At 71.4% G+C, this 23,505-nt stretch carries 20 protein-coding genes; 15 read left to right on the forward strand and 5 right to left on the reverse strand.

From position 1 onward, the window contains the following. Positions 1–41 precede the first annotated feature (41 nt). From F9C12_RS06040 to F9C12_RS06065, 6 genes are all read left to right on the forward strand, one after another. Positions 42–1,319: an ABC transporter substrate-binding protein gene (locus F9C12_RS06040; protein WP_409465102.1), complete on the forward strand. Its 1,278-nt coding sequence runs from the start codon at positions 42–44 to the stop codon at positions 1,317–1,319. 11 nt (positions 1,320–1,330) lie between these two features. After that, positions 1,331–2,245 carry a carbohydrate ABC transporter permease gene (locus F9C12_RS06045; RefSeq protein WP_409180978.1) on the forward strand — a complete coding sequence of 305 codons (915 nt, stop codon included), beginning with the start codon at positions 1,331–1,333 and terminating at the stop codon, positions 2,243–2,245. After that, entirely contained in the window at positions 2,242–3,129 is an 888-nt protein-coding gene (locus F9C12_RS06050; RefSeq protein ID WP_409180979.1) for a carbohydrate ABC transporter permease, read from the forward strand. Before F9C12_RS06045 ends, F9C12_RS06050 begins: the two co-directional genes overlap by 4 nt. Positions 3,130–3,155: 26 nt before the next feature. Continuing rightward, positions 3,156–4,094, forward strand: coding sequence for a carbohydrate kinase family protein (locus tag F9C12_RS06055; RefSeq protein ID WP_409465103.1), 939 nt, complete (start codon positions 3,156–3,158; stop codon positions 4,092–4,094). Beyond that, a complete protein-coding gene (locus F9C12_RS06060) occupies positions 4,091–5,395 on the forward strand; it encodes an alpha-glucosidase/alpha-galactosidase (protein WP_409465104.1) in 1,305 nt (434 codons plus the stop codon). The genes F9C12_RS06055 and F9C12_RS06060 overlap by 4 nt, the downstream gene beginning before the upstream one ends. Before the next feature lie 176 nt (positions 5,396–5,571). Further along, a complete protein-coding gene (locus F9C12_RS06065) occupies positions 5,572–6,414 on the forward strand; it encodes an endo alpha-1,4 polygalactosaminidase (protein ID WP_409465105.1) in 843 nt (280 codons plus the stop codon). A 320-nt stretch (positions 6,415–6,734) separates the two neighbouring features. Here F9C12_RS06065 and F9C12_RS06070 read toward each other — a convergent pair whose 3' ends face one another. Then, positions 6,735–7,661, reverse strand: a complete 927-nt coding sequence (locus F9C12_RS06070) for a DMT family transporter (protein ID WP_409465106.1) — start codon at positions 7,659–7,661, stop codon at positions 6,735–6,737. A gap of 82 nt (positions 7,662–7,743) precedes the next feature. Here F9C12_RS06070 and F9C12_RS06075 point away from each other — a divergent pair, with 82 nt between their 5' ends. The 5 genes from F9C12_RS06075 to F9C12_RS06095 all read left to right on the forward strand — a co-directional run bounded on the left by F9C12_RS06075 (position 7,744) and on the right by F9C12_RS06095 (position 15,460). Further along, complete coding sequence (locus F9C12_RS06075; protein ID WP_409465107.1) at positions 7,744–8,637, forward strand: LysR family transcriptional regulator; 894 nt, start codon at positions 7,744–7,746, stop codon at positions 8,635–8,637. Between the two features lie 596 nt (positions 8,638–9,233). Next, the gene (gene lanKC / locus F9C12_RS06080) at positions 9,234–11,768 is read left to right on the forward strand and encodes a class III lanthionine synthetase LanKC (protein ID WP_409465108.1); all 2,535 of its coding nucleotides are present in this window, start codon (positions 9,234–9,236) and stop codon (positions 11,766–11,768) included. Between the two features lie 32 nt (positions 11,769–11,800). Continuing rightward, complete coding sequence (locus F9C12_RS06085; protein ID WP_409180986.1) at positions 11,801–11,935, forward strand: class III lanthipeptide; 135 nt, start codon at positions 11,801–11,803, stop codon at positions 11,933–11,935. A gap of 130 nt (positions 11,936–12,065) precedes the next feature. Then, positions 12,066–13,718 carry an ABC transporter ATP-binding protein gene (locus F9C12_RS06090; RefSeq protein ID WP_409465109.1) on the forward strand — a complete coding sequence of 551 codons (1,653 nt, stop codon included), beginning with the start codon at positions 12,066–12,068 and terminating at the stop codon, positions 13,716–13,718. A 20-nt stretch (positions 13,719–13,738) separates the two neighbouring features. Then, positions 13,739–15,460 carry an ATP-binding cassette domain-containing protein gene (locus F9C12_RS06095; protein ID WP_409466971.1) on the forward strand — a complete coding sequence of 574 codons (1,722 nt, stop codon included), beginning with the start codon at positions 13,739–13,741 and terminating at the stop codon, positions 15,458–15,460. A gap of 555 nt (positions 15,461–16,015) precedes the next feature. Here the strand turns inward: F9C12_RS06095 and F9C12_RS06100 are convergent. Both F9C12_RS06100 and F9C12_RS06105 read right to left on the reverse strand, forming a co-directional pair. Beyond that, positions 16,016–16,363 carry a cyclase family protein gene (locus F9C12_RS06100; RefSeq protein WP_409465110.1) on the reverse strand — a complete coding sequence of 116 codons (348 nt, stop codon included), beginning with the start codon at positions 16,361–16,363 and terminating at the stop codon, positions 16,016–16,018. A gap of 96 nt (positions 16,364–16,459) precedes the next feature. Further along, on the reverse strand, positions 16,460–17,182 hold the full coding sequence (locus tag F9C12_RS06105; protein ID WP_409180989.1) for a TetR/AcrR family transcriptional regulator: 723 nt from the start codon (positions 17,180–17,182) through the stop codon (positions 16,460–16,462). Between the two features lie 109 nt (positions 17,183–17,291). Between F9C12_RS06105 and F9C12_RS06110 the strand changes: the two genes are divergently transcribed. From F9C12_RS06110 to F9C12_RS06120, 3 genes are all read left to right on the forward strand, one after another. Further along, entirely contained in the window at positions 17,292–18,263 is a 972-nt protein-coding gene (locus F9C12_RS06110) for an ATP-binding cassette domain-containing protein (protein WP_409465111.1), read from the forward strand. Continuing rightward, positions 18,260–19,141 carry an ABC transporter permease gene (locus F9C12_RS06115; RefSeq protein WP_409180991.1) on the forward strand — a complete coding sequence of 294 codons (882 nt, stop codon included), beginning with the start codon at positions 18,260–18,262 and terminating at the stop codon, positions 19,139–19,141. Before F9C12_RS06110 ends, F9C12_RS06115 begins: the two co-directional genes overlap by 4 nt. Before the next feature lie 179 nt (positions 19,142–19,320). Continuing rightward, entirely contained in the window at positions 19,321–20,013 is a 693-nt protein-coding gene (locus F9C12_RS06120; RefSeq protein WP_409465112.1) for an HAD-IA family hydrolase, read from the forward strand. Between the two features lie 450 nt (positions 20,014–20,463). Here F9C12_RS06120 and F9C12_RS06125 read toward each other — a convergent pair whose 3' ends face one another. Beyond that, positions 20,464–20,850, reverse strand: a complete 387-nt coding sequence (locus F9C12_RS06125) for a hypothetical protein (protein WP_409465113.1) — start codon at positions 20,848–20,850, stop codon at positions 20,464–20,466. 265 nt (positions 20,851–21,115) lie between these two features. Beyond that, on the reverse strand, positions 21,116–23,107 hold the full coding sequence (gene ligA / locus F9C12_RS06130) for an NAD-dependent DNA ligase LigA (RefSeq protein ID WP_409465114.1): 1,992 nt from the start codon (positions 23,105–23,107) through the stop codon (positions 21,116–21,118). Between the two features lie 192 nt (positions 23,108–23,299). Between ligA and F9C12_RS06135 the strand changes: the two genes are divergently transcribed. Next, positions 23,300–23,473 carry a hypothetical protein gene (locus F9C12_RS06135; RefSeq protein WP_409465115.1) on the forward strand — a complete coding sequence of 58 codons (174 nt, stop codon included), beginning with the start codon at positions 23,300–23,302 and terminating at the stop codon, positions 23,471–23,473. Positions 23,474–23,505 lie beyond the last annotated feature (32 nt).

The raw sequence follows: 23,505 nt of genomic DNA on the forward strand, positions 1-23,505 counted from the left end.
CCCACTGTCCCCGCTAGCGCAAGGGAAGGAAACCGAAACCCATGCGCGTGCGAACTCTGAACCGGCGCGGCTTTCTCCGCGGAACGGCGGCCCTGGCGCTGGTGCCCGCCGCCGCGGCGTGCGCCGAAGCCCCGGCCGCCACGTCCGGGCCGGTGACCGTCGAAATGTGGCACGGCCAGAACGACACCGGCCTCAAAGTCCTCAAGCAACTGGTCGCCGCGTTCCAGCGCGACCACCCCGACATCCGGATCGACCTCGGCGGCGGCGTGCTCGCCGACGCCATGCTGCAGAAGGTGACCGCGGCGCTCGCGTCCGGCTCCTACCCGGACATCGCGTACATCTTCGGCTCCGACCTCGCCAGCATCGCCCGCAGCCCGCGGGTGGCCGACATGGGCGACGTCGTGCACGGCCAGTTCTGGAAGCCCGCGCTCGAAGCGGTCACCGTCAACGAACGGGTCCGCGCGGTGCCCGCGATGCTCGACTCGCTGGCCGTCGCCTGCAACAAGAAACTGTTCCAGCAGCACGGCGTTCCGCTGCCGGACGATTCCTGGCGCTGGCAGGATTTCGTGGACACCGCGAAAAAACTGACCGACCGGAACCAAGGGCAGTTCGGCACCGCCTGGCCCGGCGCCGGCGACGAGGACACGGTCTGGCGGATCTGGCCGATGATCTGGGACCTCGGCGGCACCATCGTCGGCAAGGACGGCCGCAGCATCGGCTTCGCCGACAGCGGAGTGCAGGCGCTCGAAGTCATCCGGAAACTGGCTGCCGACCGCAGTGTCTACCTCGACCCGAAGCCCGGCTCGGAACAGATGTACCAGGCGTTCGCCTCCGGCCGGATCGCGATGGTGCCGACCGGGCCGTGGCAGCTGCCCGACATCGTCGACGCGGGACTCGACTACCACATCGTCCCGCTGCCGACGTTCACCGGAAAACCGATCACCATCTCCGGACCCGACACCTGGACGGTCTTCGACAACGGCGACCGGCGCGTCGCCGCGGCCAAGACGTTCCTGCGCTGGCTGACCGCGCCCGAGCAGGACGTCGTCTGGGACATCGGAGCCGGCAGCCTCCCGCTGAGCGCCGCGTCGCAGCGCCTTCCGGACTGGCAGCGGAAAACCCAGGACACCGCGGGGCTTTCCGTGTTCGTCCGCTCGCTCGAGAACTCGCACGTCCGCGCGAACCACCCGGCCTACCCGCAGGTTTCGCAGGCGGTCGCCGCGGCGATCGTCTCCGTCCTGCTCAGGCGCGCCACCCCCGCCGACGCCATGCGCGACTGCGCCTCCGCGGCCAACGCCGCCCTGATCATCCCCCGTTAGGACTCCCGCCCATGTCCGTGCATCCCGGCCCGATCACCGTCGCTCCGGCCGCCAAATCCCGCCGCCGCCGCGAAACCGCCGCCGCCTGGGCCTACCTGAGCCCCTCGGTCGTCGTCATCATCGGCCTCGGCCTGGTGCCCGTCGTGTGGTCGCTGATCCTGTCGTTCCAGGCCGACGACCTGGTCACCCCGTCCCGGTTCGTCGGCGTCGACAACTACGCGGCGCTCGCGCAGGACCCGCACTTCGGCCAAGCGGTCGGCAACACGCTGCTGTACACGGCGTTGTACGTTCCGCTGAGCATCGTGCTCGGCCTCGCGCTGGCGCTCGCGCTGAACCGCCGGGTGCGCTTCATCGGCGCGTACCGGACGTTGATGTTCGTCCCGTTCGTGCTGTCCGCGACCGCGCAGGGCGTCCTGTTCTCCTTCATCCTCGACCCGGAGTTCGGCGTCGCCAACTCGCTGCTGCACCGCATCGGCCTCAGCCCGCAAGGGTTTCTCACCGATCCGTCGCAGGCGCTGCTGATCCTGGTGGCCATCACGCTGTGGAGCGGCACCGGGTTCTGCATGGTGGTCTTCCTGGCCGCGCTGCAGGACGTGCCGCCGTCGCTGATCGAAGCCGCGCGGCTGGACGGGGCCGGCCCCTTCCGGATCCTCCGGCACGTGACCCTGCCCGCGGTGCTGCCGGTGACCACCTTCCTGACCCTGTGGCAGCTGATCCAATCGCTGCAGGTGTTCGACCTGACCTACGTCACCACCAAGGGCGGCCCGCTCGGCTCGACCACGGTGATCGTCTACTTCATCTGGCAGCAGGCGTTCCAGAACTTCACCGCCGGATACGGCGCTGCCGCCGCTTACGTGCTCGCCGTCGTGCTGCTGGCGCTCGGGCTGGGCGCCCGGCTGCTGCGCCGCACCAAGGAGGCCCGATGACCACGCGCGCCCACGTCGCCCCGGTTTCCGCCGCCGAACTGCCCGACCTGCTCCGCCGACCCCGGCGCTGGCGGCTCCCGTTCAGCCCGTGGCATCTGCTGCTGGCCCCGCTGGCACTGGTGTTCGCCGCCCCGCTGGCATGGCTGCTGGTCAGTTCGGTGATGAGCAACGCGGAGATCAACCGGTTCCCGCCGTCGCTGTGGCCGTCCGGGATCGACTTCTCCGGCTACCGGTACGTGCTGGAGAACGCGCTGTTCCTGCGCTGGTTCTCCAACTCGCTGATCGTGTCGGTGGTGACCGTGCTGGCCAACCTCGTGTTCGGCTCGCTCGGCGGCTACGCGTTCGCGCGCATGCGGTTCCGCGGTTCGAAGGCGATGCTCGGGCTGATGATGGCGACCATGGCGGTGCCGTTCCAGCTCACCATGATCCCGACGTTCCTGGTGATGAAGAAGCTCGGCCTGATCGACTCGCTCGGCGCGCTGATCGTCCCGTCGCTGGTCACGCCGTTCGCGGTGTTCCTGTTGCGGCAGTTCTTCCTTTCGCTGCCGCGCGAGCTCGAGGAAGCGGCCTGGATCGACGGCTGTTCCCGGCTGCGGGTGCTGGTGCGGATCGTGCTCCCGCTGTCGCGGCCGGCGCTGAGCACCGTCGCCGTGCTGACCTTCCTCAGCACCTGGAACGACCTGACCTGGCCGTTGATCGCGATCAACCACGACACCCAGTACACCCTGCAGCTCGGCCTGACCACCTTCCAGGGACAGCACCACACCAACTGGGCCGCGGTGATGGCCGGGAACGTCATCACCGTGCTGCCGGTGCTGCTGGCCTTCCTGGGCGCGCAGAAGACGTTCATCCAGTCCATCACCTCCAGCGGCCTCAAAGGCTGAACCGCACTCCCGCAGAGGAACCACGCATGCCGCACCGCTTCGACCTGCTCGTGCTCGGCGACGTCAACCCCGACGTCGTCCTCGGGCCGCTGACCGGGGACCTCGACTTCCGGCAACGGGAGAACCTCGTCGGCCACGGCTGCCTCACGCTCGGCGGGTCCGCCGCGATCACCGCCGCCGGGGCCGCCCGGCTCGGGCTGAAAGTCGCCTTCGCCGGGCGGATCGGCGACGACGCCGCCGGTCGCTTCGTCCGCGACATCCTCGAAGACCGGGGCGTCGACACCCAGGCCCTCACAGTGGATCCGACCCTGGCGACCCCGCTCACCGCGATCCTGACCCGCGGCGAAAGCCGGGCCATCGTCACCAGTTCCGGAGTGCTGGACGCGGTATCGGCGGCGGACGTCCCGGCCGAGCTGCTCGCGAGCGCGCGCCATGTCCATGCCTCGTCGTATTTCCTGATGCCCAAGCTGGCCGCCGGGCTGCCGGAGCTGTTCCGCACCGCGCGGGCGCACGGCGCGACCACCTCGCTGGACACCAACGACGACCCGGCCCGGCAGTGGGATCCCAGCGGCATCAAGCTGGTACTTCAGCACACCGATTTCCTTCTGCCCAACGCCGCCGAAGCACGGCAGCTGTCCGGAAAGTCCAGCCTGCTCGACGCCGCGGCGCAGCTCGCCGCACCGGGTCCGACCGTGGTGGTCAAGAACGGTGCCGACGGCGCGCTCGCCCACCATCGCGGCGAAACCGTCACGGTTCCCGCGTCACCGCTCACCCCGCTCGACACGGTCGGGGCCGGCGACAGCTTCAACGCCGCGTTCCTCGCGGCGACGCTCCGCAGGTTGCCGCTTCGCGACGCACTGCGAGCCGGGATCGAAGGCGGCGGCCGTTCGACGCTCGCGCGCGGCGGAATCGACGGCCAACCGACTTGGAACGAACTCCACCTCACTGAAACGGAAAAGGCATGACCACCAAGATCACCTTCATCGGCGCCGGCAGCGTCGTGTTCACCCAGGGCCTGCTCGCGGACCTGTTCACTTATCCAGAACTGGCGCAGGTGCACGTCGCGCTGCACGACATCGATCCGGAACGGCTGCGCACCGCGCACGCGGCCGCCGGTCGCATCGCCGAAGCCCGCGGCGCCAAACCCGTCCTCACCGCACACCTCGACCGCCGCGAAGCCCTCGCGGACGCGGACTTCGTCGTCAACATGGTCCAAATCGGAATGGGCGAAGCCACCCGCGTCGACTTCGACATTCCCGCTCGCTTCGGCGTGAAGCAGACCATCGGCGACACGCTCGGCATCGGCGGAATCTTCCGCGCCCTGCGCACTTTCCCGTTCCTGCGCGAACTCGGCGCGGACATCGCGCAGGTGTGCCCGCAGGCGTGGCTGCTGAACTACACCAACCCGATGGCGATGAACGTGCAATACCTGTCCGAAACGCTCGGCCCGGACCGCGTGGCCGGCCTGTGCCATTCGGTGTACTGGACCGTGCACGACCTGGCGAAGCTGCTGGAAGTGCCGCTGTCCGAGGTCGCCTACCACGCCGCGGGCATCAACCACCAGGCCTGGATCCTGCGCTTGGAGCACCAGGGCGCCGACCTGTACCCGAGGCTCGCCGAACTCGCGGAGGACCCGCAGCTGCGGCGGCGCGTCCGGTTCGACATGTTCCGGCGGCTCGGCTACTACCCCACCGAAACCAGCGAGCACTCCTCCGAATACGTGCCCTGGTATCTCGGCCACGCCAGCGAAATCGACCGGCTGCGGCTGCCGATCGGCGCGTATCTGGACGTCGTGGCGGAGAACGAAGCCGAATACGAACGCACGCGCCAGGCCGTCGAACGCGACGAACCGCTCACCGTCGAGGGCACCAACGAATACGCGCCGCAGATCATCCACAGTGTCGTCACCGGGACGCCGCGCACCGTTTACGGCAACGTGCTCAACCGCGGGCTGATCCCCAATCTCCCGGCGACCGGGGCCGTCGAAGTGCCGTGCCTCGCCGACGCCACCGGCATCCACCCCACGCGCGTCGACCCGCTTCCGCCGCAGCTGGCCGCGCTCAACCGCACCTACCTGAGCACGACCGAACTCGTGGTGCGCGCGGCGGTCGAGGACGATCCCCGGCACATCCGGCACGCCGCGATGACCGATCCCGCCACCGCGGCCGCGCTTCCGGTCGAGCGCATCTGGGAACTGTGCGACGAAATGGTGCTCGCGCACGGCGACGCGCTCCAGCCCGGATTGCGGAAAACACTGGGCAGCTAACGACTCTTGACGGCGCGCCGCGGTGATCCGGTAAACTTCCGGTGCCTGCCAGGCAGGCAGGCGCCAGAAGTACGCCCAGCCGGTAATGCGGATTTCCGCGAGCCCGGACCCAGTCGCCAGGATGCCTTCTCCCGCGTCCGAGGCGGGGCCGTACTCACCATCGCTGGAGTCACCAGATGCCTTCGCTCCCTGGTCGGATTTCTCGCGGCACCGCGGCGGCCGCCCTGCTGATCGGCAGTTCGGCGTGCACGCTCGGGGCCGCCGGCCCGGCGCAGAGCGCGCCGCTTCCCGCACCGCACAGCCAGGTCAAGGACGTTTCGCCGCCGGCCCCGCACGCCGGGTTCGACTACCAGATCGGCGGCCCCTACCGGCCGCCGGCCGGCGTCCAGGTCGTCAGCCGCGACCACAGCGCCCCGGCCGAGGCCGGGCAGTACAACATCTGCTACGTCAACGCTTTCCAGGCGCAGCCCGGCGCCGAGGGCGAATGGGGCGACCTCGTCCTGCGCGACGACGACGGCAACGTCGTCAAGGATCCCGAGTGGAACGAGGCGCTGCTCGACCTGCGCACCGCGGACAACCGGAACCGGATCGCGGCCAAGGTCGGCGGGTGGATCGACGAGTGCGCGCGCAAGGGCTACCAGGCGATCGAGCCGGACAACTACGACAGCTTCACCCGCTCCCAGGGTCTGCTCAGCGCCCGGAACGCCCAAGACCTCGTCAAGCTGCTTTCCGGGCGGGCGCACGGAAAAGGCCTCGCGATCGCCCAGAAGAACACCTCGGAACTGGCCTCGTCGCGCGCGGACAACGGGCTTGACTTCGCGGTCGCCGAGGAATGCGGCGAGCAGGACAACTGCGCGGAGTACACGCAGTATTTCGGCAACCACGTGATCGTCATCGAATACACCGACGCCGGCCTGCGCAACGCGTGCGCCAAGTGGGGCGCCACGCTCAGCGTCGTCCAGCGCGACCGGGACGTCACGCCGAAGGGCGATCCGGCTTACGTCCGCAAAACCTGCTGAGACTTCCGCCGTCCTGCCGGCAGTGCTGGCAGGACGGCGGAATGGCGACGAGGGACCCGTCGACAACGCTAGCGACCAGATTGTCCGCGCTGGAAGCCAGTGACGAGGCGACGACCGTCCGGTGCCTGGAGCAGCTCGGGGTCGGCGCGGGGTGATCCTGCTGGGAGGTCGGGCGCGTGCTGGCCACCGACGGAGCGGCCGGGCGGCGGGCCGGAATTCCGGTTGCTGGCCGCTAATTCGGCGGAGCTGGCCGAACAGCCGGCGGAAGAGCTCGCGCACTTCCGGCGGGTGCTCGCCGATCCGCGGTCCGCCGTGTCGGCCTATCCCCTCGTGTCGGCTTCGGGACGTCGTTGACGCCGGCGCGAGATGGCCACCCCGGCCAGGCAGAGCACGCCACCGACGAGTCCGTACGCGGTCGGGGTTTCGGCGAGCAGCAGCCAGGACAGCAGCACCGCCACCGCGGGCACCGCGTAGGTCACCATCGTGAGCCGGCCCGCGTCCGTGCGGCGCAGCGCGTAGGCCCACGCGGTGAAGCCGACCGCGGTCGGGAACACTCCCAAGTAGACACTGCCGAGCACCGCGCCGGTTGGCGCCGCCTGCAGTTCGCCGATCAGCTGCGGCGTCCACGGCAGCAGGGCCGCGGTGCCGACGACACAGCCGAGCCAGATCGCGGTCAGCCCGTCGACGTGGCGCAGCGTGATCTTCTGGACCATGACTCCGGCGGCGTAGAGCACCGCAGCGAGGATGCACAGCAGGACACCGGCCCAGTCGTTGCTTCCGGTGGCTCCGGTCGCGATCAGCGCCGCTCCGCCCAGCGCGACGAGCGAGCCGACGACGAGCGAGCGCGAGAAGCCTTCGCCGAGGAACTTCCCGGCCGCGAACGCCACCAGCAACGGCGCGAGGTTCACCAGCAACGCCGCGGTCCCGGCGTCGACGTGCCGCTCCCCCGCGTTGAGCACGACGGTGTACGCGGCCAGCCACAGCACGGCGTAGGCCGCGACCAGCAGGAACGCCTTGCGGGACAACCGGACCCGGACCGCGCCCTTGACCACGGCGAACCCGGTGAGGGTGACGGCCGCGACGGCGAGCCGCAGCAGCGCCAGCGGCGCCGGGGACAGCGCGTGCCCGACGCTCCGGATGGCGACGAACGACGAGGCCCACAACACGACGGCGAGCCCGGAAGCCGCCGCGATCTTGCCGAGGTCGGCCTTGCCGGCGGGGCGAACGGTTTCCACGAGATCGGTCACCTGATCATCGTCGCCTCGACCGGGTGTACAGCACAAGCGATGAGTTCTGTACCTCCGTTAAGGAGTGCTGTACATTCGCCGCATGCTGGACATTCCCCGGCTCCGCGTGCTGCGCGCAGTCGTCGCGTCAGGGTCGATCCGCGCGAGCGCCTCCTCGCTCGGCTACACGCCGTCCGCGGTGAGCCAGCAAATCACCACGCTGCAACGGGAGACCGGGCTGCAGCTGTTCGAGCGCTCCGGCCGCGGCATCGAGCCCACCGAGGCCGGGCGGACCCTCGCCGCCGAGGCCGAGGCGCTGTTCGAGGCCTTCAGCCGGGTCGAGCAGGTGGTCAGCGAGCTGCGCGCCGGACGCGTCGGCCGGCTGTCGATCGGCTACTTCGGCTCGGCCGGGTCGACCTGGCTGGCCCCGACCGTCGCCGCGCTGCGCAGCGAATTCCCCGGGCTGCGGCTGGACCTGATGCTGACCGAGTTCACGCCGGGCGACCCGGACATCGACATCTTCGTGGAGGAAACCGGGGCCGAGCACCCCGGGTCGGTCGTCGTGCACCGGCTGGCCGAGGACCCGTACCTGGCGGTCGTCCGCGCCGACGACCCGCTCGCCGGGCTGGCCGACGTGCCGCTGGCCGCGCTCGCGCAGCGGCACTGGGTCGACAACGACCTGCGCGAGGGCCCGTGCCGCCAGGTGCTCCTCAACGCCTGCACGCAGGCCGGGTTCTCGCCGAGCTTCGTCGTCGAAACGCACGACTACCGGACCGCGATGTCGTTCGTGGCAACGGGAATCGGGCTGACCGTGGTGCCGGAGCTGGGGATCGGCGAACTGCCCGACGGCCTCGCGACGGTCGCGCTGGCCTCCCCTACGCCGGTGCGGCACCTCAGCCTCGCGGTGAAGAAGCCGATCGCGGAGCACCCCGCCGCCCGGCGGGCGGTGGAACTGCTGGAAAGCCTGGTGCGCCCGGGGAAAGCCCTGGCCGGGTGACGCTCTCCGGCGCGGGCTCACTGGATCGCCCAGGGTTTCGCCCGCGCCGCCCGGAAGGCCGTGAGGGAACCCGAGGGACGCTGATTCCCGCAGGATTTCCGTCACGGACGGCGGCCGGGCGAGGCCCTGCCCGGCCGGTTCCGCGTTCCCTGCCCCGCGAACGCAAGTCCACGGAGTCCTGCGCGGCCCGGAGGCGTGCGGCGAGGCGTTTTCCGGTAACGAATGCACCACGTTCGCGACGCGAATGCGCGGCGCCGCCCCGAATGGACCAGTCCGCACCGGGTTCGCACCGGACGACCGGCGGAATCCGGGTCACCGGAACGGGTTGATGGCCTTCCGCCAATTTCCCCCGCTCTTTCCGCGCCGACCTGGGTGATCTGCCGGGAAACGTCTTCGTTACACCCCGATCGGGTAGGGATGACTCACCCGCAGTTCCCGTTTTCGCCACCCGGACCCGCCCCTGTCACCCTCACGAGGTCCGGCGAACCCCCGGGTTGGCGGATTGGCCGGGGCACCCCCCTCGTGCGGGAATGGTGTCACCGTCCGACATCGAAGTCGCCCGGTTTTTCCCCAGGGAAAGAGAAGGGTCCGTTTTCATGGACGTCCGGTACGAGGCTTTCTGCTTCGCCGATCCGCTGTTCTTCGACGAACCGAGGGAAACCCCGGGCGCGGCCGGCGACCTGGCCGCGGGCCTGCCGCAGCCGGGACCCGGATGGACGGTCGAGACGCGCGGGATCTGGCGTTCGCTGCGCCCGTCCGGCCGGAAACTTCCCGCGCAGGGCTGGAAAATCCACGTCTCCGCGGGGCTGGACAACGCCGGGAGCGTGCTGTCCCGCGTGCATCGGTACTGTGTGGAGCATCGGGTCGCGTACAAGCACCTGCGCTCCCGGGCGATCCTGATCAGCCGCAATTCGAAATACGCGCCGCGCGAGGGAAGCGGCAAACTGGTCACGATTTACCCGGAGTCCGACGAGGCGCTCTCCCGGATACTCCGCGACCTTTCTTCCGAGCTGGAAGGCGAGCACGGAGCGTATATTCTGAGCGATCTCCGGTACCGCGAAGGACCGCTTTACGTCCGGTACGGCGGATTCGCCGAACAGTGGACCGAACACGCCGGGACGCGGGTGCTGGCAATCCGCCGTCCGGACGGAACTCTCGTGCCCGACCGGCGCGAACCGTCCTTTTCCGTGCCGGACTGGGCGCCGATTCCGGACTGTTTGTCCGAAAGCCTCGCCGCGCGCAAGAACGGCGCCCGGTTCCCGTACCGGGTGACCGGTTCCCTGCACTTTTCCAACGGCGGCGGCGTTTATCTGGCCGAACGAGGGGTCGACCGGAAGACCGTCGTGCTGAAGGAGGCCCGGCCGCACGCCGGGCTGGACCGGGACGGCTCCGACGCGGTCGCCCGGCTGGACCGCGAGCGCGAGGTGCTCGAACGGCTCGCGGACGTTCCGGGCATCCCCCGGGTGTACGAGCAGTTCACCGTTTGGGAGCACCACTACCTCGCGATGGAGCACCTGCCCGGCATCTCGCTGAGCAGCTGGCTCGCCCGGCATTACCCGCTCACTGGCGGCTCCCGCGCCGAAGGCGATCTCGCGGCCTACCGCGACCGCGCGCTCGCCGTGCTGGCGCAGGTCGAGCGCATCGTCGCGGACATCCACCGGCACGGGATCGTGTTCGGCGACCTGCACGGCAAGAACATCCTGGTGGACGAGCGCGACCGGGTGTCGCTCGTCGACTTCGAGCTGGCCTTCGACGCCGATTCCGGCGACCGTCCCGGCCTCGGCGCCCCGGGCTTCCGCGCGCCCGCCGACCGGCACGGGTTCGAGATCGACGAGCACGCGCTGGCCGCGCTCCGGCTGTGGCTGTTCCTTCCGCTGGTGATGCTGCTGGAACTCGCGCCGAGCAAGCTGCGCGGGATCGCGGATTTCGCCCAGCAGCGGTTCGCCCTGCCGGAGGGATACGCCGACCGGGTGGTCTCCGTGCTCGCCCCGCGCACCGAAGCGCCGGCGGCGCACACCGCGCTGGACGAGCCGCGGCCGGACTGGCCGCTGGTGCGCAAGCAGATCGCCGAAGCCATCCTCGCGAGCGCCACGCCCGAGCGTGCCGACCGGCTGTTTCCCGGCGACATCGAACAGTTCCGCTCCGGCGGCGCGGGCTTCGGCGTCGGCGCCGCGGGCGTGCTGCACTCGCTGCACGTGGCCGGAGCCGGCCGTTATCCGGAGTACGAAGAGTGGCTGCTGGCCGCGGTGCGCCGGCAACCGCCTTCCCGGCCCGGTTTCTTCGACGGCAGCCACGGCATCGCGTACGTGCTCGAGGAATTCGGCTACTCGGCGGAAGCGGACGAACTGCTCGCCGCGTCGCAGTCGCTGGCCGACCAGACCACCGACCACGGCCTGGAAAGCGGGCTCGCCGGAATCGGCCTCACCCGCCTGCATTTCGCCACGACCCGCGGCGACAACGAATTCGGCCGCCAAGCCCTCGCCGTCGCGTTGCGGCTGGCGACGGCCTTCGAAACCGCCGACCCGCCCGGCCGCTTCGCCAGGGCCGGCCTGCTCAGCGGCTGGTCCGGACCGGCGCTGCTGTTCCTGCGCCTGCACGAGCACACCGGCGAGCCGTCCTGGCTCACCCTCGCCGACCGGGTGCTGGCCCGCGACCTCGAGGAATGCGGCCCGGCGGCGGACGGCTCGCTGCAGGTCCGCGACGGAACCCTGCGCATGCTCCCGTACGCGGCGATCGGCAGCGCCGGCATCCTGCTGGTCGCCGAGCAGATCGCCCGCCGGCTGCCGGACTCGGCGGCGGCCCGGAGCCTGCCCGGGCTGCGGGCGGCGTGCCGCGGGGAGTTCGTGATCCACCCGGGCCTGCTCTACGGCCGGTGCGGGCTCGCCGCCGCGCTGTCCTTCGCCGACGAGCCGGACCGCGAGGCCATCGACCTGCACCTGTCCCGGCTGTCCTGGCACGCCGTGCCCTACCGCGGCGGGCTGGCCTTCCCCGGCAACCAGCTGCTTCGCCTGTCGACCGACGTCAGCACCGGCAGCGCGGGAGTCCTCCGCACGCTCGCCGCACTACTGGACGGCGCGGAACTGCTGCCCTTCCTGGGCGCCGCACCGTCCCCGCACACCTCCGGCCGATGAGAGCCGGCGGACCCCGAGAGAAGGGAAGACCCATGGAACACGTCCTGGAGCTGCAGGCGTTGGAGGCCCCGGAAGCCCTCGAAGGCCAGGGACTGGACCACCACGGCCACAGCCATTACAGCGCGTACTGCGGCGAAAGCACGCTCAGCCTGCTTCTCTGCTACTGACCGCACGGGCGGGGCGGGAACGGCGCAGGCCAAGTGCGCCGTTCCCGCCCTGTCATTCTGCCCCGCCTGCCCGCGGCGAGGCCGGTCGCCGCGCCGCCGGGTCCGCCGGCCGTCACCCGAAGGGAGCGCCATGGCCGGATCCGCCGATCGCCTGCTGATCTCGGCCGCCCTCCTGGACCGCCCCCGCCTCGCCGCGGTCGGCGTCGCCTCGCTGCTCTCCGCGGCTGCCGGGCTGCTGCTGCCCGGAGCCCTCGCGGCGGCGACCGACGCGGTGCTCAGCGGACGAAGCAGCACCGCGGCGGTCGGGTGGCTGCTTGCCGTGGGCGGCGCGGAAATCGCCGCGGACGCTGTCCTGATGACCCTTCCCGCGCGGCTGACCAGCAACGCGAGCGCCTGGCTCCGCCGCCGGGTGACCGACCGGCTGCTCGCCGCGGGCACCGGATCGCCGTTCGCCCCGGGCGACGCGGTCAGCCGGGTGACCGGCGACTGCGCGGCCGCCGGCGGCGTCGCGGCCGCCGTGGTGCGACTGGTCGCGACCGCCGTCATGTCCTCCGGCGCGGTCGTGCTGCTCGCGCTCTTGGACTGGCGGCTCGCGCTGGTGTTCCTCGGCGGCCTCCCCTTCGCGGTGCTGCTGGCGCGCTCGCACCTGCGCGGCACGGCCAAGGACGTGCTTGCCTACCAACAGGTTTCCGGCGAGCTGTCCGCCCGGTTGCTCGACGCCGTCGCCGGGCTGCGGACGATCGCCGCGTCCGGCGCCGCCGACGCCGAAGCCGCCCGGGTCCTGCGCCCGCTGCCCCGGCTGAACCTCGCCGGCCAGGGAATGTGGCGCACCCAGGCGCGGATGGTGTGGCGGGCCGGTCTCTTGCTTCCCACGGTGGAAATCCTCACCCTCGCCGCCGCCGGTTTCGGCGTGCTGGCCGGGCGGCTGACCGCCGGGGACGTCCTCGCAGCCCTCGGCTACGTCGCGCTCGGCCTCGGTCTCGTCACGCAAATCCCAGTGCTCACCACGCTTTCCCGCATCCGCTCGGCCGCACACCGGATCACCGAGGTGCTCGACACCGAGCCACCGCCGCGCGGTGCTCTCGGGTTGTTGCCCGGGAACGGCACCCTGGAACTGCGCGGCGTCACCGTGCCCGGCGCGCTGACCGACGTCGACCTCACCATCCCCGGCGGCTGTTTCGCCGCTGTGGTAGGAAATTCCGGCTCCGGCAAGTCCACTGTGGTCTCCGTGCTGGCCGGGCTCCGCCGCCCCGAGGCCGGAAAGGCTCTGCTGGACGGCCGCGACCTCGCGGTCGTGCGTCCCGACGAACTTCGGGCGGTCGTTGGCTATGCCTCCGCCGAACCCGCGCTGCTCGGCGCCACCGTCGCCGATGCTGTCGCGTACGGCTCCTGGGCCAGCGTCCCGGCGGTCGACGCGGCCTGCCGGACCGCGCGGATTCGCGACGTCCTCGTGCGCTTGCCGCGAGGTTACGACACTCCCCTCGCCGAAACTCCGTTGTCCGGCGGGGAAAGCGCCCGGGTCGGCCTCGCTCGCGCGCTCGCGCGGAACCCGCGAGTGCTCCTGCTCGACGACGCGACCGCCAGCCTGGACACGATCACCGAACGCGCCGTGACGGCTGAACTGGGCCGCCGGACCCGGGTGGTCGTCACGCACCGGGCCGCGATGGCCGCCCGGGCGGATCTGGTGGTGTGGCTGGCGGAGGGGCGGGTCCGGGCGGTGGGGCCGCACGCGCGGTTGTGGCAGCTGCCGGGGTATCGCGCGGTGTTCACGGAGGAAACGTGAACCCGGGTCCCGGAGCGGCCGTGCGCGTCGGCCGGCTCTACCGCAACGCCCTCGCCGGGCAATGGCGCGGCGGGCTGGTTCTCCTGGCCTGCTCCGTCCTCGAAGGACTGCCCGCGTTCTTCTCCGGACGGCTCGTCGAACTGGCCGTCGACACCGGATTCGCCGCGGGCAAGCCCGGCGTCGGCCTCGGCTGGCTCGGCGTGTTCGGCCTCGCCGCCCTCGCGGGCGCGTTCGGGTCCCGGCTGGTGTGGCGGCAGCTCGGCAAGGTTGTCGAGCCGTTGCGCGACGCTCTGGTGACCGCCGTCGTGCGCGGGGTGCTGCACGATCCCGCGCCGCCGCGGAGCGGACCGGACGCTCGCGGCGTCGCGCGGATCACCCAGCACGTCGAGGTCGTGCGAGACGCCACCGGCGGGCTTCTGGTGCAGGCCCGCGGCATGGTCGTCACCACCGCCGCGGCGATCGCCGGGCTGGTCACCGTCGCCGGGTCGCTGACGTTGCCGGTCGTCGTCCCGGTCGTGCTCGCGCTGGCCGGATTCGCCTCGCTGCTGCCCTCCCTCGCCCGGCGGCAGCGCGCGCTCACTCTCGCCGACGAAGGCACCGCGGCCATCACCGGCTCGATCTTCGCCGGGATGCGCGACGTCGTCGCCTGCGGAGCCGAACCGGTCGCCGGGCTGACCGCCGACCGCGCGCTGGACCGGCAAGCCGCGGCCGCGGTGCGAGTCGCCAGGTCGGCGGCACTGCGGTCGGTGATCGTCGCACTCGGCGGTTTCGTCCCGCTGGTGCTCGCGCTCGCCCTCGCGCCGTCGATGGTCGCCCGCGGCGAACTGACCGCCGGGGCCGCGCTGGGCGCGCTCGTCTACCTGGCCACCACGCTGCAGCCCGCGCTGCGCGCACTCGCCGCGACCGCGTCCACGGTCGTGCTCCGCCTGCTGGTCGCCCTGCGCCGGCTCGCCGAAACCACCGCCCCGCCCGAACGCCGCCCGGGGACCTCGCTCCCCGCCGGGCGCGGCTTGACCGTGCGCGATCTGACGTTCCGCTGGGGCGCGGCCCCGGAACCGGTGGTCCGCGGCCTGAACCTCGATCTGCACCCGGGCGAACACCTGGCCGTGGTCGGCCCGAGCGGCATCGGGAAGTCGACCCTGGCCGGTCTGCTCACCGGTCTGCTCGAACCCCAGCACGGAGAAGTCCGGCTGGGCGGCGCGCTGGTCGGCGAACTGGCCGACCGCCCCCGGCATCTGGTGCTGGTGCCGCAACAGGCGTACCTCTTCGCCGGTACCGTGCGCGAAAACCTGTCCCTGTTCCACCCCGAAGCCTCGGACCGCCGCCTCGCCGCGTCCGCCGCGGCCGTAGGCGCCGCCCCGCTGCTGGCCCGCCTGGGCGGCCTGGACGCCGAACTCGCCCCCGGCGCGGCAGGCCTTTCCGCCGGAGAAGCCCAGCTCCTCGCCCTGGCGAGGGCCTATGCCGCGCCAGCCGAAGTCGTCGTGCTGGACGAAGCGACGTCCGCTTTGGACCCGGCGGCGGAGGTCCAGGCGGAACGAGCGTTCGCCGCCCGGGGAGGCGCCCTGGTGGTGATCGCCCACCGGCTGTCGTCCGCGATCCGGGCACACCGAGTACTGCTGATGGACGGCCGGGAGACCTTGCTGGGGCGGCACGAGGAGCTGCTGGACACTGCGCCGAGGTATGCGGAGATGATGCGGGCGTGGTTGCCGGAGGAGGCGAAACCTCGTCTTGAAGCCAGCTGAACGCGTCGGCCGCTGGACCGATTACGCCGAGGTCCGGTGCCCGGCGTTACGGGGAAACGGGAGCCGATGGCTGGCCGGGGTTTCCGTTGCTGTTCTGGGGCCGGTCGCCGGGCGCAGCCAGCACGGCGGCTCTGCTCATCCCCATGAAATGCACGATCGTCTCGTGGTTGGTGGAGTTGACCGCACTCTCCGCGCCCGTCTTGTAGTACAGGTCGAGGCAGGTCGAACTCGAAGATCTCGCCGGCGAGAAAGGGAGACGGGATCTCGTCGAGGCCGGCGATCCGCTTGCGGGCCGGCGTCGTCACCGTCGCCCTTTCCGGGTCGCGGCAGGAAATCCCGTCCACCGCTCCGAGACCGGTGCGCGGGGCCCGGTCGAGGTAGCCGTGCAGCAGCTCCCGGAAGGCGAACTCGCCCTCGCCGTTGACCGGCGATTCCCGTTTCGCCGGCGATCCGGTCGTCCGCGTCGGCGGTGGCCTTGAGATACCCGGAGGCGAGCGGCATCGACTCGAGCGGCATTTCCCAGACCTGACGAAGGCGATTCAGAAGGGGAGATCGTCAACAAAGGCCGCAGTGCCGGGAGTGCCCGGTGTGCTCCGGCCCGATCGGCCGCACGCCTGCCGGGATCCGGATCACCGCGATCGGGATGTCGAAAAGCTGCTCGAGCGGGACCGAGGAGACGTCCGCCCCGTCGGCGTGGAACTGGAAGGGAGAGTCCAGGTAGGTCCCGGTCATCCCCGGCATGCTGAACAGGGCCATGTGGAAGGTGACCCCGGTCTCGGAGAACGAGGCGGACTGGTCACGGGTGACGAACTCGCTGATCAACGGCTTCTGCAGCCACGGATTGGTCACCATGTCGTGGACGACGGCGTGGCTGAGGTCGATGATGCGTCGGGCGTCCGGCACGGCGGTTCCCTTCGTCGGCTTCGCTGCGGCAATCAGCTTCGCCGACGGAGGTCGACCGGACTTTGAGCGAGGATGGAGCCGGGCCGGGCGGCGGGATCAGCGCTCCGGCAAGGCCGCCGCGATGCCGTCCAGGACGCGCTCGACTCCGAACGCGAAGCTTTTCTCGTCGTCCCAGTGGTTTTCCTCGAGCATGAAGCGCACGGTCATCGGATGCTTCCCGCCCGCCTTCAGCTGCTCGACCCAGGGCTGCAGCATCGCCTGCCACTCCTCGGGGGTCGCCTCGGCGTCGCGCACGTTGTCGGCCTCGGCGAGATCGTCGGCCAGGGTGCCGGCCACGTAGCCGTTCAAGGTGTCGACGTGCGCGTTGATCGTGTTGATGTCGAGCCCGAAGCGGTCGAGCGTCGCCATGGCGAACTCGTTGATCCGCATGGCGTTCGGCCCCACCGGCGGCCTGCCGATGGCGGTCTGGATGCACCACGGGTGCCGGATCGCGACGCGCCGCTGCAGGTTCGCCACCAGCCGCAGGTCGGCCCGCCAGTCCTCGGAGGGCTGGTCGGGCACCGGCTCCTCGCCGAGCACCTCGTCGTTGATCAGCTCGAGCAGGTCGTCCTTGCTCGGCACGTGCCGGTACAGCGACATCGGCCGGGCGCCGAGCTCGCCGGCGATGCGCCGGATCGAGACCGCGCCCAGCCCGTCCCGGTCCGCGAGCGCGATCGCGGCCTCGATGATGCTTTCCCTCGTCAGCATCGGTTTGCGCGGGGCGCCGCCCTCGGTCCAGATCTGCGGCAGCCTCGGCTGCTTGGCGTCCTCAGCTGACACGGTTCCACCTGCCTCCTTGCGGTCCACTCTAGCAAGCCGATACGCTGTATCCACGGTGATACGGCGTATCACTTCGCGTACAGTGGATCAACAGAGGGGCTGGGCAGCAGTGGGATCGGACATCGCGGTGCTCGTCGAGGGCATCAGCAAGCGCTTCGGCGCGACACAAGCACTGGACGGGCTCGACCTGGTCGTTCCGGCGGGGACGATCTACGGCGTGCTCGGCCCGAACGGAGCGGGCAAGAGCACGGCCGTGCGCATCCTGAGCACCTTGCTGCTCCCGGATTCCGGCCGCGCGTTCGTGGACGGGATCGACGTGGTCCGCGACGCCGACCAGGCCCGCTACCGGCTGGGACTGGCCGGCCAGTTCGCGGCCGTCGACGAGAAGATGACCGGCCGCGGCAACCTGCGCATGTTCGGCCGCCTCTACCACCTGACCGGCAAAGCCGCCCGGCGCAGAGCCGACGAGCTGCTGGAGCGGTTCCGCCTGGCCGACGCCGCCGACCGGGTCGTCTCCACCTACTCCGGCGGCATGCGGCGCCGCCTCGACCTGGCGGCCAGCCTGCTCATCGCGCCGGCCGTGCTGTTCCTCGACGAACCGACCACCGGGCTCGACCCGCGCGGCCGGGCCGAGGTGTGGACCGCCGTGCGCGGCCTCGCCGACACCGGCACGACCGTGCTGCTGACCACGCAGTACCTCGACGAGGCCGACCAGCTCGCGGACTCCATCGTCGTCATCGACACCGGCAAGGTCGTCGCCACCGGCACCCCGGCGGAGCTGAAGGCGCAGGTGGGGGCCGAGCACGTGGACATCGTGGTGGCCGGGACCGCGGAACTGGGCATCGCCGAATCGGTGCTGCGCAAGGCGACCGGGAACAGCCCGGCGCTCTACCCCGACCGCTGCGAGGCCAGCATCGCGCTCGGCGGCCAGGAGGGCGGGCTCGCCCGCATCGTGCGGGAACTGGACAACGCCGGCATCGCCATCGAGCACATGACCCTGCGCCGGCCCACCTTGGACGACGTGTTCCTCCAGGTGACCGGGCACCATGCCGAAGCGTCCGGCGGGGAGGCGGCGGCATGACCGCGACCGCGCGAACCGGCACCGCCCCGAAGCCGGGGCCCGACCTGCCCGTTCGCCCCGCCGTGGCGACGACGTTCGCGGCCCGGGCGCGATGGGCCGTCAGCGACGGCTGGACGCTGGTGCGCCGGGAAGTCGAACATCTCGTGCGCCAGCCGGGCGAACTGGCCAGCGAATTCATTCTCCCGGCAATTCTCGTCCTGTTGTTCGGCTACATTTTCGGCAGCGCGATCAGCGTCCCGGGCGGCGGCGACTACCGCGAATACCTGATGCCCGGCATTTTCGCCATGCAGGCGATGATGGGCGTCGGCGTCACCATCACGACCGTCGCCAGCGACCTGACGCTGGGCGTGATGGACCGGTTCCGGTCGATGCCGATGGCCCGTTCCGCGGTGCCGATCGGGCACACCGCCTCGTCCCTGCTGCTGGGCACGCTCAATTTCGTGGCCGTGGCGGCCTGCGCGCTGCTGGTCGGCTGGCGCCCGCATCTGGGCCTGTGGCCGACCGTGGCCGGTTTCGGCCTGCTCTTCCTGTTCCGCTACGCGGTGGGCTGGATCGGCGTGATGCTCGGCTTGCTGTTCAAAACCGAGGAGGCGGCCGACCACGCGGTGCCGCTGCTGTTCCCGTTCACCATGGTGGCCAACACGTTCGTGCCCACCGACGGCATGCCGGCCTGGCTGCGGGCGATCGCCGACTGGAACCCGATCAGCGCGATCACCAACGCCTGCCGGCAACTGTGGGGCAACCCCGGCTTCCGGACCGGGGCCGACGTCGCGCTCCCGCTCCAGCATCCGGTGCTGACCTCGCTCGTCTGGTGCGCGGCGATCGTCGCCGTCGCCGTCCCGGTCGCGGTCTGGCGCTACGGGCGGGCCAGCCGCTGAACCCCGCCGCGGTCCGCATCGAAAACCGGAAACTCGCGGGTAAACTGTCGACAGCCCGGGAAGAGGAGGTCGGCAGTGTCCATTCAGGACAGTGCGCGACGGGCCAGGCACGCTTCTCCTCAGTCGCGCGCACGAGTTCTTCGTTCGTTGACCGCTTTTCCGCGTCGTCTGGAGTACCTATGTCCATCGTCCTGACTCTGCCTGGCGGGGCAGTCCTGTCCTGCCGCGCCGTGGTGTTCGACCTCGACGGCGTCCTCGTGGACTCGATGCCGGCGATCGTCCGGCAGCTGCGGGAGTGGGCGTCCGCTAGAGGGCTCGAACCGGACCGGGTCGTGGAACTGTCGCACGGGCGCGGCAATCTCGACCTGGTCCGGCTCGTGGCGCCGGGGCTGGACGCCGAGCGGGAGGCCCGGCTTTTGGCGGACCGGGAGGCCGGCGACGTGGAGGGCATCACGGCGCGGCCGGGAGCCCGGGCAGCGCTCGACGCGGTGCCGCCGTCCGCGCGGGCGATCGTGACGTCGGGCAACGACCGGGTCGCGCGGGCCCGGTTGCGCGTCGCCGGGCTGCCGGTGCCGGAGGTGCTCGTCACCGCCGACGACGTCCGGAAAAGCAAACCGGACCCCGAGGGGTATCTCGCCGCCGCGGCTGAGCTGGGGGTGGCACCGCGGGATTGCGTGGTGTTCGAGGACGCGCCCGCCGGGGTCGCGGCCGCGCGGTCCGGTGGGATGCGGGTGGTCGGGGTGCTGGGGACGGTCAGCGAACTGGACGCCGAGTACACGGTGCCGGATCTGGCCGCGGTCGCGGTGAAGCTGTGCCCCGATCCGGGAACTCCGGTGCCGGGTGCCGGACTTCGGGGCGGTCAGGGCGAGTGACGGCGACCGAAGTTCCGGCCAGGGCGCGCCCGGGCTTCGAGAGGGGCTCGGCGTCCGCGAGTGATTCGCACGCCCGCGCTGCCCGCGCCGGAGCACCGTCTCGCGGACGTCGCCAGCCGGGCTCCGATCAGGGCGAGTGACGGCGACCGAAGTTCCAGCCAGAGACCGCCCGGACATCGCGAGGGGCTCGGCATCGGCAAGCGATTCGCACGCCCGCACTGCCCGCGCCGCAGCAACCTCTCACGGACGTCGCCGACCGGGCTCCGATCAGGGCGAGCGACCGCGACCGAAGTTCCAGCCAGAGACCGCCCGGACATCGCGAGGGGCCCGGCGTCCGCAAGCGATTCGCACGCCCGCACTGCCCGCGCCGGAGCACCGTCTCGCGGACATCGCCGACCGGGGACGGCTCTCCTGGCGCCCCGGAACCGTCTCGCGAACGCCGGGCTTCGGTCAGGCCTTGCGCGGCACCGAGGCGATGAGGATCTTGCTGCCGTTGCGGCCGAGGTAGATGTCGACCTTGCTGAATCCTCCGGACGGGCCGGGTTCGGTCCAGCCGAAGGTCTTCTGGTCGTTCGAGGCGGTGCGGGTCTGGACGTCGAACAGGGTGCCCGCCTGGCGGAACTCGAAGGTGACGGTGGTGCTGCCCGCCGTCGGGTCGTCGCGGACGAAGCCGGTGACGCCGACCGCGCGGTTGTACCAGGTCAGCGTGCCGCCGGTGCGGCCGCCGCTGATTTCGCCGCCGAAGTCCGACGTCGGGTAGGTCGCGGCGTTCGCGGCTCCCGCTCCGCCGAGCGCGGCGACCGCGGACAGGACGAGGCCGATGGCGAGGCGTTTCATGGCGTTCCCCCAGGGATGGTCGATTCTGGGCGGAATCGTACGTGGTCGCGGTTCGCGGCGCGGGATTATGCGGGAATTCTCCCGGCTGGCTCCGTTCTCGACAGTCTCGTGCCGAGCGGGCTCCGCGAAGCCGTCGTGAGCCTGGCTGCTTGCCGCACGCCAAGTTCTCGAGACTTGCCCTCGACCGCCGAGCGCCGCGACCGCCCTCCCCGAGCGGCAGGGCGGGAAGGCGAGTCCTCCGCCGCCGGGGAGACGGGCCGCGGGCTCAGGCCACTCCGGCCGCGATCAGCTGTTCCCAGATCACCCCCTGGTCCACGACCTCGACGCCGAGTTTCTCCGCCTTCGCGATCTTGCTCGCGCCCACGTCGGCGCCGGTGATCAGCAGGTCGGTGTTCGCCGACACCGAGGACGCGGTGGTCGCGCCCGCTGTTTCGCACAGGCGCTGGAAGGTCGGGCGCGGCACCTTCTCGCCGGATCGCGGGTCGCTGATCGCGCCCGTGACGACGACGGTCTTGCCCTCCAGCGGCGCGCCCGCGACGACCGCCGGCGGGAGGTCCTCCTCCAGGACGTCCAGGGAGACTCCGCGTTCTCGCAGGCGCTCGAGTTCCGGGCGCAGCCGGGTGAGGTGTTCCACCAGCGAGGCGGCGACCTTGGGCCCGATGTCCTCCACCTCCACCAGCCCGTCGACGCCCGCGTCCAGCACCGCTTCCAGCGAGCCGAACCCGGCGCGGCACAGGCGCGCGGCGGTGCCCTCCGACGCCATCGGGATCGCGAGGCCGATCAGCGCCCGGCGCAGCCCGACCCGGCGGCTGTTGTCGATCGACTCGATCATCCGCGTCGCCGAGACCTCGCCGATGCGGTCGAATTCCAGCAGGCGTTCCTTGGTCAGCCGGTAGAAGTCCGACGGGTGCTCCAGGATCCCGGCCTCGGCCAGCCGTTCGATCCACACGCCGCCGATCGCGTCGATGTCCGCGGCCGCCCGCGACGCCCAGTGGATCAGCCGCCGCACCGTCTGGGCCGGGCAGGAAACGTTGGTGCAGAACAGTTCCCGGCTGTTGCCCTGTTCGGTGAGCGGCTGCCCGCACGACGGGCACTCCGAGGGCGGCACGATCTCCCGCTCGGCTCCGGTGCGTTTCGACTCGTCGAGCACCCCGGCGACGAACGGGATCACGTCGCCCGCCCGGCGCACCAGCACGGTGTCGCCGATCTTGATCCCGCGGGCGCGGATGACCTCCTGGTTGGCCAGCGTCGCGCGGGTGACCGTGGTGCCGCCCACGAACACCGGCTCCAGCCACGCGACCGGGGCGATCTTGCCGGTCTTGCCGACGTCCCAGACCACGTCGGACAGCACGGTCGTCTTCTCCTCGGCGGCGAACTTGTACGCCAGCGCCCCGCGCGGCGAACTCGATCGGGTGCCCGCGGCGGCGTACGCGGCCCGGTCGGCGAGCCGCAGGACCGCGCCGTCGATGTCGTAGTCGAGGTCGTTGCGCTGCTGCTCGATCGTGGCGATCACGGCTTGCGCGGAGGCCGCGTCGGCACAGCGGCGCATGTCCGCCGCGGTGAACCCGAGCGCCAGCAGGCCGCTGCCCAGGTCGGTTTCCGCGCTGCCCGGCTCGGTGTCCAGGTCGAACGCGAAGAACCGCAGCCGCCGCTCGGCCACCGCGGCCGCGTCTTTCGCGCGCAGCGTGCCCGCCGCCGCGTTGCGCGGGTTGATCAGCGGTTTGTCCGGGTGCGCGGTGTTGTAGGCGGCGAACGTCGAGCGCAGCATCACCGCCTCGCCGCGCACCTCGACCCGGCCGAGCGCGCTGACCTGGTGCGGGATGCCGTCGGTCAGCGCCCGCACCAGCATGGTCACGTCGTCGCCCGTGGTCCCGTCGCCGCGGGTGACCGCGCGCGCCAGGCGGCCGTCCTCGTACACCAGGGCCAGCGACAGGCCGTCGAGCTTCGGCATCACGACCACCGGCTGGCCGGGGAACCGGGCGAAGAACGCCTCGACCTGCTCCGGCCGCGTCGCCTTCTCCAGCGACAGCATCGGCCGCGAATGCCGGACCGGCGCGTGCAGCACCGCCGGCCCGCCCACCTGCTCCAGCGGATTCGGGTCCGGGGCCAGCTCCGGGCTCGCCTCGATCAACCCGCGCAGCTCGTCCTCGATCGCGTCGTACTCCGCGTCCGCCACCATCGGCGAACCGCGGTAGTACGCGTCGCGCAGCACCACGATCTGATCGGCGAGCTCCTGAATTCGTTCCCGAACGTCCACGGACCGGAACGCTACCTGGCCCCACCGACAAAACCGCGCTGCGACGCAAACCGGACTGCGGAGGTTCCGGCGCGGCCGCCCGGCTGACGCCGCGGGGTCGACGCGTTGCGCGTGGAATCGGCTCGGCTCGAAGCCGTCGAGGACGGGCTTGGTTTCGGGTGGCGGGACGGGAGCCGGAGGTATATCGGCTGGTTGGGGTTGTTCGACGACGAGGCGGGCGAACCGATGCTGCTCAGCTGGCGGGCGCGGGTGGCTACCGCGCTGGACGACGAGTTGCTCGATCACCACAGCGCGGGCGCCGGTGCGCTCGTCGGGGAGGCCGCGCTGACGGCGGGCCGAACCGGGCGGATGCCGTGCGGGTGCTAACGCCCGGGAAGGCGAAGGGACCGGAGCCCGAT

It is taken from the genome of Amycolatopsis sp. GA6-003 (assembly GCF_046267895.1).
GTDB lineage: Bacteria > Actinomycetota > Actinomycetes > Mycobacteriales > Pseudonocardiaceae > Amycolatopsis.